Genomic DNA, 13673 nt, shown 5'->3' on the forward strand with positions numbered 1-13673 from the left:
ATCTGGCGTCGATGTCGATGATCATTTGTCTATGAAGAACCTTGCCTCAAACCCGTCAATCCTGCCGCTTGCGGGAGATTGGAGTTCTATCCGTCCATTTGTTCCGGCAGCAATGGTCCGGGCGATGGCGAGCCCCAGGCCGGCCCCCCGCACCAGAGCCTGACCGCGCTCGAAGGGCTCGCTCAGCCGCGCAAGCACTGCGGAAGGCACGACCGGGCCGGCGTTCGTGACGCGCAGACAGCCGTCTGCCGACAAGGTGACGGCGACCGGTTCGTCCCGCACGCCATGCTTGAGGGCGTTTTCGATCAGGTTCCGGGCCAGGATGGCGAAGGCGTCGGCGTCGATGCTTGCGAATACCGGCGCGTCTGGCAGTGTCAGGTCGATGCGCCCTGCAGTCTCGGCCTGCCCGTCGAATTCGCTCACAACCATCCGCAGGATGGCGCCGATCTCGACCGGCGCCTCGGCGAGAAGGCGTCCGCCCTCGGCTCTCGCCAGTTGCATGAGTTTCTCGGTGAGGCGGGAAAGGCGCCGCAAGGCGGTCTGCATATCCTCGGCGCGCTCGCGCGTGGCGTCGTCCGGCGCTTGCGCGATCATGCGCTGCGCCTGCGCCAGTGCAGCAGCCACCGGTGTCCGCAGCTCATGGGCCGATTTGGCCGCCAGGCTGCGCTCGGCCTGCAAGGTACGCGTCAATCGGTCCAGGAGGTGGTTGACCGCTTTGGCGACGGGGCCGATCTCCGAGGGCAGGTCCTCCGCGTCGATGGGTGTCAGATCACCGCCGCCGCGCGCCTCGATCTGCGAGCGGAAGGTCCGAACCGGGGTCATGGACAGCCGGACAATGACCCAGATGCCGATCAAGCCGAGCGGGACAATGACGGCCAGCGGCAGGCTCAGCCCGAGCAACAGTCGCCCGGCGGTCATCCGGCGATGCGACAGGGGCTCCGCGATGGTGATGGTCAGATTCTGCTGGAGGGTCGCGTCGGAGTAGAGGCGGTGCGTCGGCGTCGTGGCAAAGCCCATTCCGGAAAACGGCGGGAATGCCGCGAGATCGGCGCTGTGCGATCGCAGCAGAACCTTGCCCGCGGCATCGCGCACGACATAGGTGAAATACTCGTCGTGCTGGCGGAGCGTGGCAACGCGCTGTTCGGTGTCGTCGGCATCGCGGCCGATGATCTCGATCGCCGCAAGCGGCAGGATGCGTTGCGCCGTCTCTTCGAGGGCGCTGTCGAACACCTCGTCCATTTCGTGGCGCAGCATCTGCGCGGTCACGACCGCGGCAAGTGCCCATAACACCGTTAGCCCTAGCCCCAGCCATAGCGAGAGCCGCCATTGCAGGCTCCTGGGCCGCTTCATCTTGCCGTTCCAAGACGATACCCGATGCCCCGCACCGTATCGATCGCGCCGTGGCCGAGCTTCTTGCGCAGTCTGCTGACGTGAACCTCGATCGTATTGCTCTCGACCTCTGCGCCGAATGCATAGAGCCGATCTTCGAGCTGCGCCTTGGTCATCGCGATGCCGGGCCGCTGCAGAAATGCTTCGAACAGCGCCCATTCGCGACCGGTAAGCTCAACAGGGCGCGCGCCGTGCATCACGGTCCGGGCGGCGAGATCGATGCGCAGGTCGCCGATCTCGATGAGAGGATTCGGGTTGCCGCTGTATCGCCGCGCCACCGCATTCAGCCGCGAGGAGAGTTCCGACAGATCGAACGGCTTGATCATGTAGTCGTCGGCGCCGGCATCGAGGCCCGCGATGCGGTCGGAGATCTGGTCGAGCGCCGTCAGGATGATGACCGGCGTCACGCTGCCCTCGGCTCGAAGCTTTTTGAGAAAGGCGATGCCCAATCCGTCCGGGAGCATCAGATCGAGCAGGATGAGATCGTATGCCGCGCTTTGGAGATGTTCGCGCGCCGCATCGAGCCGTGTCACCCAGTCCACCGAGTGGAGGGCGGCAACCTGCTCGCGCACGGCCTTTCCGAGGATAGCATCGTCTTCGATCAGTAGAACTCTCATCCCAGGGTCACCCGTCTCGCCATCCTCCTGCCTAGCGTCCGATGCTGTCGGTTTGCTGAAGACCGCCCCATCGCTGCTTCAGGCGTTCGTCAGGAGAGCGTGCCATGGTTCCCCCCGAAAGCGCGTTGATCAGGAACAATGAAACGATGAAACATTTGCTGGCCGCGATCCTCGTTCTGGCGTTTTCCGGTCCCGGTATCGCCAAGGCTGACGACGACGATTGCCATGTCTCGATGGATCGATGGAAGCCGCGGGAAGCGGTCGAAACAATGGCCGCCAGTCAAGGCTGGACCGTTGCCAGGATCAAGATCGATGACGGCTGTTACGAAATCCGGGGAACCGACCGGAATGGCCTGGCTTTCAAGGCCAAGGTCGATCCGGAAACCCTCGAAATCGTCAAGTTCCGGCACAGGGATCGCGATGACGACCGTCACGGATCGAGGCGTCAGCGGCCGCCAGCCTCGCAGAACGACACCGTAGGCGGAACATCCTCCAACACCCTGCTCGGGACGACCGTGCGGCCCAAGACCACCATCAAGTAGCAATCCCATCTCGCTATCGCTCAAGCGCTGCGACCGTCGCAAGGAGATCCCGCCATGCCTCATGATCCGGCCCGTTATTCCAGAAGCATGATCGTCATCCACTGGCTGACAGCCCTGCTGATCCTCGGGGCCTGGCTGACCTCGACGGGAGGCCGTCATATGGCCGAAAACCCGCCCTTGCTGCATTTCTCGTTCGGGTTGGCCGTGCTCGTCCTGGTGCTTCCGCGCTTGATCCTGCGCCTTGCGGGCGGAACCCCGGACGCGCCGCAGTCCAATGGCCGTCTCGCCCTTGCCGTCAAAGCCGGACATGTGCTGTTGTATCTGTTCCTCATTGCCCTGCCGTTGAGCGGTTGGTACGCGGCGTCGCGCCTCGGTGTTCCCGTTTCTTTCTTCGGCTTCCAGCTTCCGGCGATCACCGAGCGGGTGCAGGGCGCACCGGGCCTGATCGCGGACATTCATGAGAATGCCGGCACGATCATCCTCTACCTTGCCGGACTGCATGCCGCGATGGCGGTCTGGCACCAGTACGTCCTGCGCGACGGGACGTTGCAGCGGATGTCTCCGCGCTAACGCAGCGGCAGCCAGCCACGCGCCTGAGCGGAGCGTGGCTGGCTGCCGTCTTGTTCAGTCCCCGGAGTTTTCGCGGCTGGCCTGCCGACAGGCCGGCCGCTCCTGCATCTGCTGCGGACCTGACCGTGTCCGATGTTTCCTGACGAAGTGCTGACGGAAAATCCCGATGACCGTCAGGCAGCTCTCAGGCGGCTTCGCCACAGTGACGAGGACGGGTCGGCGCTCTGCGACGACCCGGACACCGTTTCCTCGCAAAAGGCAAGCCGACATGAAATCGCTTCTCGCAGCTCTCGCCATGACAACCGCCCTCACGTTCCCCGGCCTCGCCATGGCCCGGCCGGTGACATTGACCACAACGCTGACCAACTATGGCGGCGACGGCGCCTATCTCGCGCTCTATGTCACCGATCCCCAGGGCAAATATGCCGGCACGCTCTGGGTCGCTGGCGGCAAGTCCAAATATTACGAGCATCTATCGGGCTGGTATCGCGCCACTGGCGGCCGCGCTGGCATCGACGGCATTACCGGCGCCAGCGTCGGTGCGGGGCGCACGCTGGAGATCTCGCTCGACCTTGCCGATGCGCTTTTCGACGCAGGTTACACGCTGCATGTCGACGCAGCCGTGGAGGACATGCGTGACAGCCCCAACGAGGTCGCCGTTCCCCTGACCACTGCGGGCGCAAAGGCGTCTGTTCGCGGTCGACGCTACGTTTCGACCGTTGCCTACTCCTTCTAGGCGGTGGACGACATGATCCGTGCCATCCATCGCTGGCCAGGCCTTCTGGCCGCTCTTTTTCTACTGGTCTTGAGCCTTAGCGGTGCAGCACTCTCGCTGTTTCCCGCCGCCGAACGGTTGTCCGCCCCGCAGGCCGAGGCAGGGCTTTCCGTCGGGACGCTGGCCGGACGTATCCTCGCCATCCACCCTCAAATAGAACAGATACGTCGCGCGCCCTCCGGTAAGATCACCGCCTACTGGTTCGAGGATGGGGCACCTCAGGCCGCCATCATCGATCCCGCAACAGGGCTGGGTGTCGCCTCCAGCGATCCGAATGCCGTCGAGCAGTGGCTTACCGGTCTGCACCGGTCGCTCTTTCTCGGTGACGGCGGGCGTATCGCAGCGGCAATGGGCGCTGCCGCCATGCTGGTCCTGGCTGTGTCCGGCACCATGCTCGTTGCCCGCAGGGCTGGCGGCTGGCGGCGATGGTTCGCGCCGATACGCGGGCCGCTCGCCGGAAGATTGCATGTCGAGATCGCGCGCGTCGCCGTCGCAGGCCTCGTCTTGTCCTCGGCCACTGCATTGTGGATGACGGCGTCGATATTCGATCTCCTTCCCGACGTCGCCATATCTCCCGTCGCCCACATTGAGGCGAGCGGCCGGACCGGCATGGCCGCATCGCATATCGACCTGCTGAAACGGACACCGGTCACCGAACTGCGCAGCCTGGCGTTTCCCGATCCGGCCGATGCGACGGATGTCTTCACGCTCAAGACCGATCGCGGCACGGGCTATCTGGATCAGGGCACCGGCGTGCTGCTGGCCTGGAGCGACCTGACCCGATGGCAGCGTCTCTCGGAGACCATCTATATGCTGCATACCGGCCACGGCGCGGCCGCCTTGGGCCTCGTGCTCGGCATGATGGCGCTCGGCGTGCCGGCGATGGCGGGCACCGGCCTCATCCTGTGGCTGGCGGGGCGGCGCGGGCGGCCACGGATTCACGGCAATGTAACGGCTGGACGTGCGGAAACGATCCTGCTTGTCGGCAGTGAGAGCGGCAGCACATGGAGCTTCGCTGCGACACTGCACGCCGCGCTGACGAAGCTCGGGCAGGCGGTTCACACCGCGCCGATGTCGTCATTCGATCCTGAGCGCTACCGGCATGCCCGGCGCATTGTCATCCTTGCGGCAACCTATGGCGATGGCGATGCGCCCGCTTCGGCGCGGGGGTTTCTCGATCGCCTGCAAACCCTGCCGGTAGAGCCAACCATTCCGATCGCCGTGCTCGGCTTCGGTGACCGCAGCTTCCCGGCCTACTGCGCCTTTGCCCAGGTCGTTGCGAGGGCCGCCGAGGCGCGAGGGGGGAGCACGCTCATCCCATACGAAACCGTCGACCGGCAGTCGCCGCAGGATTTTGCCCGTTGGGGACGATCGCTGGGTGAGGCGATGGGGATCGGGCTGGAGCTTGTCCATCGGCCAGCCTTGCCGGCGGCCTCCCCACTGACCCTCGTTTCGCGGCGCGAATACGGCGCGGAGGTGCAAGCTCCGACAGTGATCCTGCAGTTCGCGCTGCCCAAAGTCCCGTTCTGGCATCGGTTGGCCGGGCGTGGCTTCGGCCGGTTTTCGGCAGGCGATCTTCTCGGCGTGCTGCCCGAGGGCTCGTCCGTTCCCCGGTTCTACTCGCTGGCTTCGGGACGGCGCGATGGCTTCATCGAGATCGTCGTGAAGAAGCATCCGGCGGGGCTCTGTTCCGGGCAGCTCTTCAATCTGGAGCCAGGATGTGCCGTTCGCGCATTCATCCGAACCAATCCCGGCTTCCATGCCGGCAGGAGCAGGATACCGCTGATCCTGATCGGAGCTGGAACAGGGATAGGGCCGCTGGCGGGCTTCGTGCGCGCCAATGCGCGTCGCCGTCCGATCCACCTGTTCTTCGGAATGCGTCATCCTGCCAGTGATTTCCTCTACAAGGACGAACTGACGCGCTGGCATCGCGAAGGGCGCCTTCACCGGCTCGTCGGGGCCTGCTCGCGCGGGCGGATGCCGCGCTATGTCCAGCACGCTCTTCTTGAGGAAGCCGCCCAGATCGCGGCCATGATCCGCGGCGGCGCGCGCATCATGGTCTGTGGTGGGCGGGATATGGCCGTCGGCGTTTCGGCGGCGCTTGCCGAGATTCTCGCGCCGGTAGGGTTGACGCCGGCCCTGCTCAAGGCGGAGGGACGCTATGTCGAAGACGTCTACTGATCCGATGAGGCACGCGCTCAACGGACCGACCATGGGAACGCGCTGGTCCGCGCTGTTCTACACGGAGGCAGGGTTCGATCCGGAGGCGGTTCGGCACGCTCTTCAGGCGGAAATGGACGAGGTGGACGCGCAGATGTCCACCTGGAAGCCCGACAGCGCTCTGATGAGGTTGAACGCCGGTCCCGTCGGCGACTGGATCGATGTGCCGGCGCGTCTGGCAGACGTTCTGCATCTTGCGCTCGAAATCGGCCGTGCGTCGGGCGGAGCTTTCGATATCGGCGTGGGCGATGCGGTCGTTGCCTGGGGTTTTGGCCCGCAAGCGGCCGACCGGGCCCTGATCCGGAAGGCACTCGCGACATCGCGCCAACCCGCCCATGTGGCGCTCGAGCTCGATCCTGTTCGCGCGGCGGTGCGCAAGCGCGCGCCGATCACGATCGACCTCAACGGCATTGCCAAGGGATATGGCGTCGACCGGCTGGTCGCGATCCTCGGGCGCTTCGGCATAACTTCCGGCCTCGTGGGAATTGACGGCGAGATGAGGGCGCTCGGTCTGCGCCCCGATGGTGAACCGTGGAACATTGCCGTAGAAGGTCCCGACGCGGCCCGTCGAGCGCCGCACTCCGTCCTCGCCTTGCAGGAGGCTGCGGTCGCCACCTCTGGCGATTACCGGCATTGGACTGTCGTGAACGGTCGCCGTCTCTCGCACACCATGAATCCGCGCCGCGGTGCGCCGCTACTGTCGTCGCCCGCTTCGGTCACGGTCGTCGCGCGAACCTGCGCTGAAGCCGATGCCTGGGCGACCGCGTTGACGGTTCTCGGTCCGACGTCCGGGACCGAGCTTGCCCAGCACCTTGGCCTAGACGTGCTGTTTCTTCTGCGAGACGCCTCGGGCGGAGTCCGGCCGATAGCGACAGGACCTCTTTTTTCGGCAGGCCGGGAGACCTGTCGAAGGGTTCCTGAGGTTTATGGGCAAAGTTTGAAGCAATCGCACAATTCGGACTGACAGGACCGGAAAATGGCCGTGCCTCCTGGTGGTGGCTGGACTTTGGCCAGCTATTCTTGTCAATCGACGTTGTAACGGGACCCCGTATCGGCTTCCAAATTCCATTCAACCCAAGATTTCATATCGCGACAGTTGATGTGGAGAATGCGCCAGAACGTGAGAGGCGCGGATTTGCACGCTTAACCTTTTGAAATTTATCAAGTTTAATTTCTGATCTCTCTGCTGTTTATTTCATCACAGGTTGCTTAATGTAGGAATTTCTTAACCGCCGTAGCTCCTACGACTTTACTCAGGCCATGAAGTCGGCCCGGATCATAGCAACCCACAATTGGTGGGACCGATAGGTTGGAAGATTGCGGGTTTAGGCAAATGCTGATACGCTGGGGTACCGTAAGGACATGCTTGCCATGCTCATGGCGGGGCGCGCCGCCCAGCAGATCGTGGTCGGCAAGGTGTCCGCCGGGTCCGCTGGTTCGGACGAAAGCGGTCTCGCCAGGGCAACGAAGATGGCGCTCGCCATGGAGCGTTCCCTCGGCTTCGGTGCGATTCAGCCGCTGCTCTACCGCGATGACAAGGACCCGACCGCCGTGCTCGACGGTAATCCCGATCTCGCAGCCCGCATCCATGCGGGATTGGAAAGGGCATTTGCGAGGGCGGTCGAAATCATCAGTGAGAACCGCGACAAGCTCGACGCGCTCACCACGGCGCTGTTCGATGCGCAGGCTTTGGATGGCGAGGCGGTGAAGGGGCTGCTCAAATACGGTGATCGTGGGCCAGAATAACAGTAGATTCGGATTTGAATTGTGTTCTTGGGATAGTCGACGGTTGCTATGGCGATGTGTCGGTGCTGGCCGGTATCCGGCTGGAGTAGAGGTATATTTGCGCCTTTATTATGGTCCTTCAGTCTAAAGTTGTGACACTTCAAAGCCGACAGTCTGCTCAATTTGCAAGTGCGCGCCGTCCGGCAGAGCGGGCAGCATTTCTCCATCTGCATTACCGGAGATATCTGATGCTTAGCAGGAGTAGAGGCATCGCCAAAGCGCAGAAGGATAATCCCCCGAGGTGCTGGTATCCAAGAACGCCAAATACGCCACCGAGTGCGAAGAAGACAATCGTGACGAGGTGGAGTTTCAAGCGCAGCACGATGGCCAGCCTGTCGGAGCTGGAATTGTTTCCCAGAAGCATGGCGATGCCCACCCCGATATCGGTTGCTACACCCGAAACGTGGGTCGTTCTTACGCGACTGCCGGAAATCCGCGTCGATGCCGCATTCTGCAATCCCATGGTCAGGCTCAACAGGCCCACCACCAGCACACCATTCGGGGAGCGTGCGCTCAGGGTGATGAAAAGCCCGACAAGCATCAGAAGCGCGGCTTCGACGATCAATGTGAGGGCGTAGATGTTACGACGTAGCTGCCGCTTGCCGACTTCGATGAGACACGAGGCGATGAAGGCACCAAGGATGAACATCACGACGATCGTCAGGAATCCCAGTGCCAGGTCGGACCGGGAGACTGCGAGGAAATCGGAGGCCATCGAGACATTGCCGGTCATGTTGGCTGAGAAATAGCGGTAGCCAAGGTAACCGGCACTGTTCACGCCGCCTGCGACGAACGCCAGAATTGAAGCCAGCATCAGGTCTGTTGCCGGAGTCCTCTTGTCGCCTTCTTGGATGAGCATTTCGATTTTACATTGCTATGGATGCGGTGGGGAACGAACCGCGTGTCGTTTCTGTAGGGCAGGATGCAACGCCGAAGCGCGAGAGTCGATGGGGGGCGTCCATCTGCGTGACGGTTTGCATCATGTATGAGCGAACAGAAGCTCGGCTTCCAGCCCGCTATCGGCCTTTCTGTTCCGCAGCATAAAACCGATGCGATAGACATCGACGATTTCACGAACGATGGAGAGACCGAGGCCAGAGCCGGGGGATGCCATGTCAAGACGCCAGCCGCGGCGGGTGAGATTGCCGAGTTCTTGCTCCGGCACGCCCGGACCGTCGTCCGAGATCGTCAGACGCAGGCCGTCTTCGTTGCGCTTCCAGCGCACGCGAATTTCGGCCGTCGCCCATTTGACGGCATTTTCGAGCAGGTTGCCGATGAGTTCGCGAAAGTCGGCTGGGTCCATGGGCACGGTCTCGGTGTTTGGGCCGTCGATCTCGAACCGCAGCCGCTCGCCGGAAGGGGAGCGCTTGAGGATGCGCACAAGTTCGCCGACGATCATGGCTACGTCGGCGTCCGAACGGCGCAGGTCCGCGCTGGCGGCGATGCGGGCAAGCGCCAGTTCCCGTTCCACATGATTACGCATGACGGACGCCAGGTGCTCCAGTTCGTCCGCCATGGCCGCCTCACCCTTGTCGCGCAGAGTGAGGACATCGTTCGAGAGCACCGTCAGCGGCGTGCGCAGGCCGTGGGCGAGGTCGGCCGCGCGCTTCCTCGCCTTGCCCATCATCGCTTCCTGCGTATCCAGAAGCGCATTGACTGCCGCCACGGTGCTCTGGAATTCACTGGGATAGGCGCCGGTCAACTGGTTGGCACGCCGCTCGCGGATGCGCACGATCCCTTCGTTCAGCGCCGCCAGCGGCCGCAGCCCGAGGGTGAGCTGCAGGATCGACGCGACGACGAGGAAGACGCCGAGCCCGGCGACGGCCGGCAGGATGTCGCGGATGAAGGCGGCTCTGGCCTCCTCCAGCGTTTGCGCGTCGATGGCGACCGCGATGCGCAGCGCGCGTTTCCCCTCCGGTGCAGCGACCTGCACGAGCCGCTCGAGGACGATCAATGAACTTCCGGCCGGGCCGGGCAGCAGGTAGCGATGAACCGCGCCCTCGGCGTGCCTGTCCATGGGCAGGGCAAGGGCCGTGTCGAACAGCGACAGCGAGCGGACGGTCTGCCCCCGCGCATCGTCGACGATCTGCCAGTAAAGCCCGCCATAGGGCGTGGCGAAGCGCTGGTCGAGCGGGCTTTCCGGGCGCTGGAGCGTGCCGTCGGCGGCAAAGGACAGCGCGCCGGCCAGCGTGTTGATATGGCTGGTCAGCTCCGCATCGATGCGGTTGCGGATGTTGCTGGAGAAGAGCGAGACCAGCAAGGTGACGGTCAGTGTCAGCGCGAGGCTCACGGTCAACGCGGAAATCAGCAGGAGGCGGCTGCGAATGGAGGTTGGCCATCTCATGCGGCGGCGATCCGGTAGCCGTAGCCGCGGCGCGTCTCGATGAAAGCCTTGCCCAGCTTGCGCCGCAGCCGGCCGATCAGCACCTCCACCGAATTGCTGTCGCGGTCGAAATCCTGGGCGTAGAGCTGCTCGGTCAGTTCCTGCTGGCTGACATGGCGCTCGCGGTTCTGGAGCAGATGGTGCAGGCAGCGATATTCGAGCGGCGTCAGGTCGACCGGCCGGTCCCCAAGCGTCACCGATTTGACGCGCGGGTCCAGGTGTAGGCCGCCGGCGCTGAGGACGGGGCTCGGCTCGCCGGCATAGCGGCGCAGGATAGCGCGCAGGCGGGCGAGGACTTCCGCGATCTGGAAGGGCTTGGCGAGATAGTCGTCCGCCCCGGCATCGATGCCTTCCACGCGCTCTTCCCAATTGCCGCGCGCCGTCAGGATGAGGACGGGGAAGCGGCGCCCGTCCTTGCGCCAGCGTTTCAGGATCGTCATGCCATCCATGGAGGGGAGGCCGAGATCGAGGATGGCGGCGGCGAAATCCTCGCTGTCGCCGCGATACCAGCCGTCTTCGCCGTCGCGGGCATGGTCCACGACATAGCCCGCCCGCTCCAGATGGGCGATGAGATCGCGGGCGATCAGCCGGTCGTCTTCAACGAGCAGGATGCGCATCATTCGTTCTCGACTTCGAGGATCGTGCCGCTCGCTGCGTCGATCTCTATTTCGACGAGCTGCCCTTCGGGCGACAGAACCTTGAATTTGTAGAGGAAGATCCCGTGCTTCCGGCGTGGTTCCACGCGGACGATATCGCCCCGGAAACGCCGGCTGACGATGTCGCGCAACTCGGAAAACGGTTTGATCGCGCCCTTCTCGACCGCCTCCTGAACGGCGTCGAGGGTGCGTCCGTCCGCGTCGTCCCCCTCATCGTCTGCATGAGCGATTGCGCCGGCCGAAAGGAGCCCGGCAAGGGAAAGGGTGATGACGGACATGAAGAGCACACGCATGTTCGAAGCCTAGCACGGCGAGGCTGAAATTTTGCTGACATTTCCCGTCAGCCATCGCTCAGCCACGGCTGCCTATGGTGCGTCCAGCGTCGGGGCAGGGTGCTCCGGCCGGCCACAAGGAGAAATTCCATGAAGACAATCCTTCTCGCAACCGCCCTTCTCGGCCTTTTTGCCGCCGGTGCGGCCCGTGCCGAAGATGAGGGCAAGAGCTGCGACGTGCCGAAGGACAAATGGATGACCGAGGATGCCATGAAGGACAAGGCCAAGGCGATGGGCCTCGACGTCCGGCGGATAAAGGTCGAGAACGGCTGCTACGAAGTCTATGCGATCGATGCCAAGGGCGCCAAGGTCGAGACGATCTTCAATCCGCAGACCGGCGAGCCGGTCGGCTCGGAAGGAGCGGAATGATGGCGCCACTCTCCCGAACCAGCGGGGCGGGGGAAAGCGTCAAGGTGTGGGACCCGCTCGTGCGGGTCTTTCACTGGTCGCTGGTCTGCCTCTTCGTTTTCTCCTTCGTCACCGGCGACGAATGGAAGAAGGCCCATATCCTCTCCGGCTATGCCATCGCCGGGCTGATCGCCTTGCGCCTGGTCTGGGGGCTGCTGGGGCCGCATCACGCCCGCTTCGCCAATTTCCTCTATGCCCCTACGACGATTCTCGCGTTCCTCCGTGACAGCCTCGCCTTCCGCGCCAAGCGGTATCTCGGCCACAATCCGGCGGGGGGCGCCATGGTCGTTCTGTTGCTCGCGGCGGTGTCCGGCATCGTGACCACCGGCTATATGATGACCACGGATGCCTATTGGGGTGTCGGCTGGGTGGAGGATGTCCATAAGGCCCTTGTCTATTCGACCATCGGGCTGGTCGCCCTGCATATCGCCGGCGTTGTTCTAGCCAGCGTCGAGCACCGGGAAAACCTCGTTCGCGCCATGGTGACGGGAAGAAAGCGCCGCGAAGATTGATGTGCTGCCGTCTCTATGGCATACATTTAGAATAATTCTAAATCCATTGCCTGAAGTCGTGTAACCACAGCCGATCTGCTGAAATCGGAGATGCCATGCGCGCCGTCCACAGGGAAAGCCAACTCATCGAACGTATCGGCTGGCTCCGCGCGGCGGTGCTGGGTGCCAATGACGGGCTGATCTCGACGTCGAGCCTCATCGTCGGTGTCGCGGCGGCGACCGCTGCATCGCAGGAAATCCTCGTCGCCGGTGTCGCCGGGCTGGTGGCCGGCGCGATGTCGATGGCGCGGTGCTGTTGACGCTGTTCAGCGTGTCGACGACGCTTGAGCACCAGGCGCTCGGCCGTGCGCGCCGCGCCGTCGAGGCGCTGATGGCGCTTCGTCCCGAAACGGCGTTCCGCTGGCAGGCCGATGGCTCGGTGCTGGAGGTTCCCGCAGCGGAGCTTGTCGTCGGGGATGTCGTGATCCTGCGGCCCGGCGCCCGCGTGCCGGCCGATGGCGTCTGGACACATATTGCGATCCGCGGTCGGAATGGTGGACCAGTCCACCACGGTGCACGGGCCGCCGATCATGAAGCGCCTGATCGAGTGCATCGAGAACGAAACCCGCATGGGCAGTCCGACTTGCCCGCCAACCGACGATGCGGCGAGCAAAGGCATCGATTACGAACGCGACGTAAACGAAGCCCTGCCAGGTCGCGACATACGTGAAATCAGAAAGCCAGAGCATGTTCGGCGCAGGCGCGAAGAAGTGCCGGTTCACCCGGTCGAGCGGGCATGGGCCGGTCTTGTCACTGATCGTCGTGCGGATCGGTTTGCCACGAATGATGCCTTGCAGCCCCATCACCCTCATAAGCCGAGCGACAGTGCAGCGGGCGATGTCGAAGCCCTCCCGCTGCAATTGCCGCCAGACCTTGCGCACGCCATAGACCTGGAAGTTCTCATTGAACACCCGGCGTATCTCGATCTTCAGGCCGATATCGCTGCGGGCGCGGGTCGACAGGCGATCCACGTCCAGGCGCTTGGCGACGTTCTCATAGTAGGTTGACGGGGCAATCGGCAAAAGCCTGCAGATCGGCTCGACCCCGAACACGCCACGGTGTTCGTCAATGAACGAGATCATCGTTTGAAGGGGCGGTCGAGCTCCGCCATCGCGAAATAAGCAGACGCCTTACGCAAAATCTCGTTGGCCTGACGAAGCTCGCGGTTCTCCCGCTCCAGAGCCTTCATCTTCTCGGCCGCGTCGCTCGGCAGGCCTGCTCGTTTGCCGCTGTCGACCTCGGTCTTCTTCACCCATTCATGCAGCGTGGCTGGCGAGCAACCGATCTTGCCCGCAATAGATGAAACGGCTGCCCACCGCGACGGATGCTCTGCCTCGTGATCCAGCACCATACGGATGGCGCGTTGGCGGACTTCCGGTGAAAATTTGTTTGTTGTCTTGCTCATATCGGCTCCACTTTCTCAGAAGTTGGAGCCTCCGGCAAAC

14 protein-coding genes, 3 pseudogenes and 1 other annotated feature are annotated in these 13673 nt (G+C 63.5%); of the genes and pseudogenes, 10 read left to right on the forward strand and 7 right to left on the reverse strand.

The genetic code is table 11. From position 1 onward, the window contains the following. Positions 1-21 precede the first annotated feature (21 nt). Positions 22-1350 carry an ATP-binding protein gene (locus AABF56_RS31295; RefSeq protein WP_035219798.1) on the reverse strand — a complete coding sequence of 443 codons (1329 nt, stop codon included), beginning with the start codon at positions 1348-1350 and terminating at the stop codon, positions 22-24. After that, positions 1347-2006 carry a response regulator transcription factor gene (locus tag AABF56_RS31300; protein WP_024271189.1) on the reverse strand — a complete coding sequence of 220 codons (660 nt, stop codon included), beginning with the start codon at positions 2004-2006 and terminating at the stop codon, positions 1347-1349. Before AABF56_RS31300 ends, AABF56_RS31295 begins: the two co-directional genes overlap by 4 nt. A gap of 104 nt (positions 2007-2110) precedes the next feature. On the opposite strand from AABF56_RS31300, the gene AABF56_RS31305 reads away from it, so the two are divergent. From AABF56_RS31305 to AABF56_RS31330, 6 genes are all read left to right on the forward strand, one after another. Further along, complete coding sequence (locus tag AABF56_RS31305; protein ID WP_023513014.1) at positions 2111-2548, forward strand: PepSY domain-containing protein; 438 nt, start codon at positions 2111-2113, stop codon at positions 2546-2548. A 54-nt stretch (positions 2549-2602) separates the two neighbouring features. Next, positions 2603-3118 carry a cytochrome b gene (locus AABF56_RS31310; RefSeq protein WP_023513013.1) on the forward strand — a complete coding sequence of 172 codons (516 nt, stop codon included), beginning with the start codon at positions 2603-2605 and terminating at the stop codon, positions 3116-3118. Positions 3119-3386: 268 nt separating this feature from the next. Then, complete coding sequence (locus tag AABF56_RS31315; protein WP_272809018.1) at positions 3387-3854, forward strand: DUF2271 domain-containing protein; 468 nt, start codon at positions 3387-3389, stop codon at positions 3852-3854. A gap of 12 nt (positions 3855-3866) precedes the next feature. Continuing rightward, a complete protein-coding gene (locus tag AABF56_RS31320) occupies positions 3867-6074 on the forward strand; it encodes a PepSY domain-containing protein (RefSeq protein WP_133037113.1) in 2208 nt (735 codons plus the stop codon). After that, positions 6055-7077, forward strand: a complete 1023-nt coding sequence (locus AABF56_RS31325; protein ID WP_133037114.1) for an FAD:protein FMN transferase — start codon at positions 6055-6057, stop codon at positions 7075-7077. Before AABF56_RS31320 ends, AABF56_RS31325 begins: the two co-directional genes overlap by 20 nt. Before the next feature lie 398 nt (positions 7078-7475). Beyond that, the gene (locus tag AABF56_RS31330) at positions 7476-7859 is read left to right on the forward strand and encodes a hypothetical protein (protein WP_051795987.1); all 384 of its coding nucleotides are present in this window, start codon (positions 7476-7478) and stop codon (positions 7857-7859) included. A 211-nt stretch (positions 7860-8070) separates the two neighbouring features. On the opposite strand, the gene AABF56_RS31335 is transcribed toward AABF56_RS31330, so the two are convergent. The 4 genes from AABF56_RS31335 to AABF56_RS31350 all read right to left on the reverse strand — a co-directional run bounded on the left by AABF56_RS31335 (position 8071) and on the right by AABF56_RS31350 (position 11230). Beyond that, complete coding sequence (locus AABF56_RS31335; protein WP_035219792.1) at positions 8071-8757, reverse strand: YoaK family protein; 687 nt, start codon at positions 8755-8757, stop codon at positions 8071-8073. A 120-nt stretch (positions 8758-8877) separates the two neighbouring features. After that, positions 8878-10242 (reverse strand): sensor histidine kinase, encoded by a 1365-nt coding sequence (locus AABF56_RS31340; protein ID WP_035219791.1) that lies wholly within the window; start codon positions 10240-10242, stop codon positions 8878-8880. Beyond that, positions 10239-10898 (reverse strand): response regulator transcription factor, encoded by a 660-nt coding sequence (locus AABF56_RS31345; RefSeq protein WP_117371557.1) that lies wholly within the window; start codon positions 10896-10898, stop codon positions 10239-10241. The genes AABF56_RS31340 and AABF56_RS31345 overlap by 4 nt, the downstream gene beginning before the upstream one ends. Next, positions 10898-11230, reverse strand: a complete 333-nt coding sequence (locus tag AABF56_RS31350; RefSeq protein WP_035219790.1) for a PepSY domain-containing protein — start codon at positions 11228-11230, stop codon at positions 10898-10900. Before AABF56_RS31350 ends, AABF56_RS31345 begins: the two co-directional genes overlap by 1 nt. Positions 11231-11359: 129 nt before the next feature. Here AABF56_RS31350 and AABF56_RS31355 point away from each other — a divergent pair, with 129 nt between their 5' ends. The 4 genes and pseudogenes from AABF56_RS31355 to AABF56_RS31370 all read left to right on the forward strand — a co-directional run. Beyond that, positions 11360-11638 (forward strand): PepSY domain-containing protein, encoded by a 279-nt coding sequence (locus tag AABF56_RS31355; protein WP_035219788.1) that lies wholly within the window; start codon positions 11360-11362, stop codon positions 11636-11638. Next, positions 11635-12189, forward strand: a complete 555-nt coding sequence (locus AABF56_RS31360) for a cytochrome b/b6 domain-containing protein (RefSeq protein WP_051795984.1) — start codon at positions 11635-11637, stop codon at positions 12187-12189. Before AABF56_RS31355 ends, AABF56_RS31360 begins: the two co-directional genes overlap by 4 nt. Positions 12190-12284: 95 nt before the next feature. After that, a pseudogene (locus tag AABF56_RS31365) lies at positions 12285-12476 on the forward strand (VIT1/CCC1 transporter family protein); the annotation flags it as partial. Between the two features lie 83 nt (positions 12477-12559). Continuing rightward, positions 12560-12634 (forward strand): annotated as a pseudogene (locus tag AABF56_RS31370) (hypothetical protein); the annotation flags it as partial. A 49-nt stretch (positions 12635-12683) separates the two neighbouring features. Here AABF56_RS31370 and AABF56_RS31375 read toward each other — a convergent pair. Next, positions 12684-13633: pseudogene (locus tag AABF56_RS31375) on the reverse strand (IS3 family transposase); the annotation flags it as partial. Further along, positions 13236-13352 (reverse strand) — a sequence feature (AL1L pseudoknot). (Overlaps the previous pseudogene by 117 nt.) Positions 13634-13673: the final 40 nt, after the last annotated feature.

Origin of the sequence: Shinella sp. WSC3-e, assembly GCF_945994535.1 — a bacterium.
GTDB lineage: Bacteria > Pseudomonadota > Alphaproteobacteria > Rhizobiales > Rhizobiaceae > Shinella > Shinella yambaruensis.

What these genes read in the sequence shown, in the direction of transcription:
- AABF56_RS31295 (WP_035219798.1), bottom strand. Translation starts at nt 1,350, where the DNA reads ATGAAGCGGCCCAGGAGCCTGCAATGGCGGCTCTCGCTATGGCTGGGG.
- AABF56_RS31300 (WP_024271189.1), bottom strand. Translation starts at nt 2,006, where the DNA reads ATGAGAGTTCTACTGATCGAAGACGATGCTATCCTCGGAAAGGCCGTG.
- AABF56_RS31305 (WP_023513014.1), top strand. Translation starts at nt 2,111, where the DNA reads ATGGTTCCCCCCGAAAGCGCGTTGATCAGGAACAATGAAACGATGAAA.
- AABF56_RS31310 (WP_023513013.1), top strand. Translation starts at nt 2,603, where the DNA reads ATGCCTCATGATCCGGCCCGTTATTCCAGAAGCATGATCGTCATCCAC.
- AABF56_RS31315 (WP_272809018.1), top strand. Translation starts at nt 3,387, where the DNA reads ATGAAATCGCTTCTCGCAGCTCTCGCCATGACAACCGCCCTCACGTTC.
- AABF56_RS31320 (WP_133037113.1), top strand. Translation starts at nt 3,867, where the DNA reads ATGATCCGTGCCATCCATCGCTGGCCAGGCCTTCTGGCCGCTCTTTTT.
- AABF56_RS31325 (WP_133037114.1), top strand. Translation starts at nt 6,055, where the DNA reads ATGTCGAAGACGTCTACTGATCCGATGAGGCACGCGCTCAACGGACCG.
- AABF56_RS31330 (WP_051795987.1), top strand. Translation starts at nt 7,476, where the DNA reads ATGCTTGCCATGCTCATGGCGGGGCGCGCCGCCCAGCAGATCGTGGTC.
- AABF56_RS31335 (WP_035219792.1), bottom strand. Translation starts at nt 8,757, where the DNA reads ATGCTCATCCAAGAAGGCGACAAGAGGACTCCGGCAACAGACCTGATG.
- AABF56_RS31340 (WP_035219791.1), bottom strand. Translation starts at nt 10,242, where the DNA reads ATGAGATGGCCAACCTCCATTCGCAGCCGCCTCCTGCTGATTTCCGCG.
- AABF56_RS31345 (WP_117371557.1), bottom strand. Translation starts at nt 10,898, where the DNA reads ATGCGCATCCTGCTCGTTGAAGACGACCGGCTGATCGCCCGCGATCTC.
- AABF56_RS31350 (WP_035219790.1), bottom strand. Translation starts at nt 11,230, where the DNA reads ATGCGTGTGCTCTTCATGTCCGTCATCACCCTTTCCCTTGCCGGGCTC.
- AABF56_RS31355 (WP_035219788.1), top strand. Translation starts at nt 11,360, where the DNA reads ATGAAGACAATCCTTCTCGCAACCGCCCTTCTCGGCCTTTTTGCCGCC.
- AABF56_RS31360 (WP_051795984.1), top strand. Translation starts at nt 11,635, where the DNA reads ATGATGGCGCCACTCTCCCGAACCAGCGGGGCGGGGGAAAGCGTCAAG.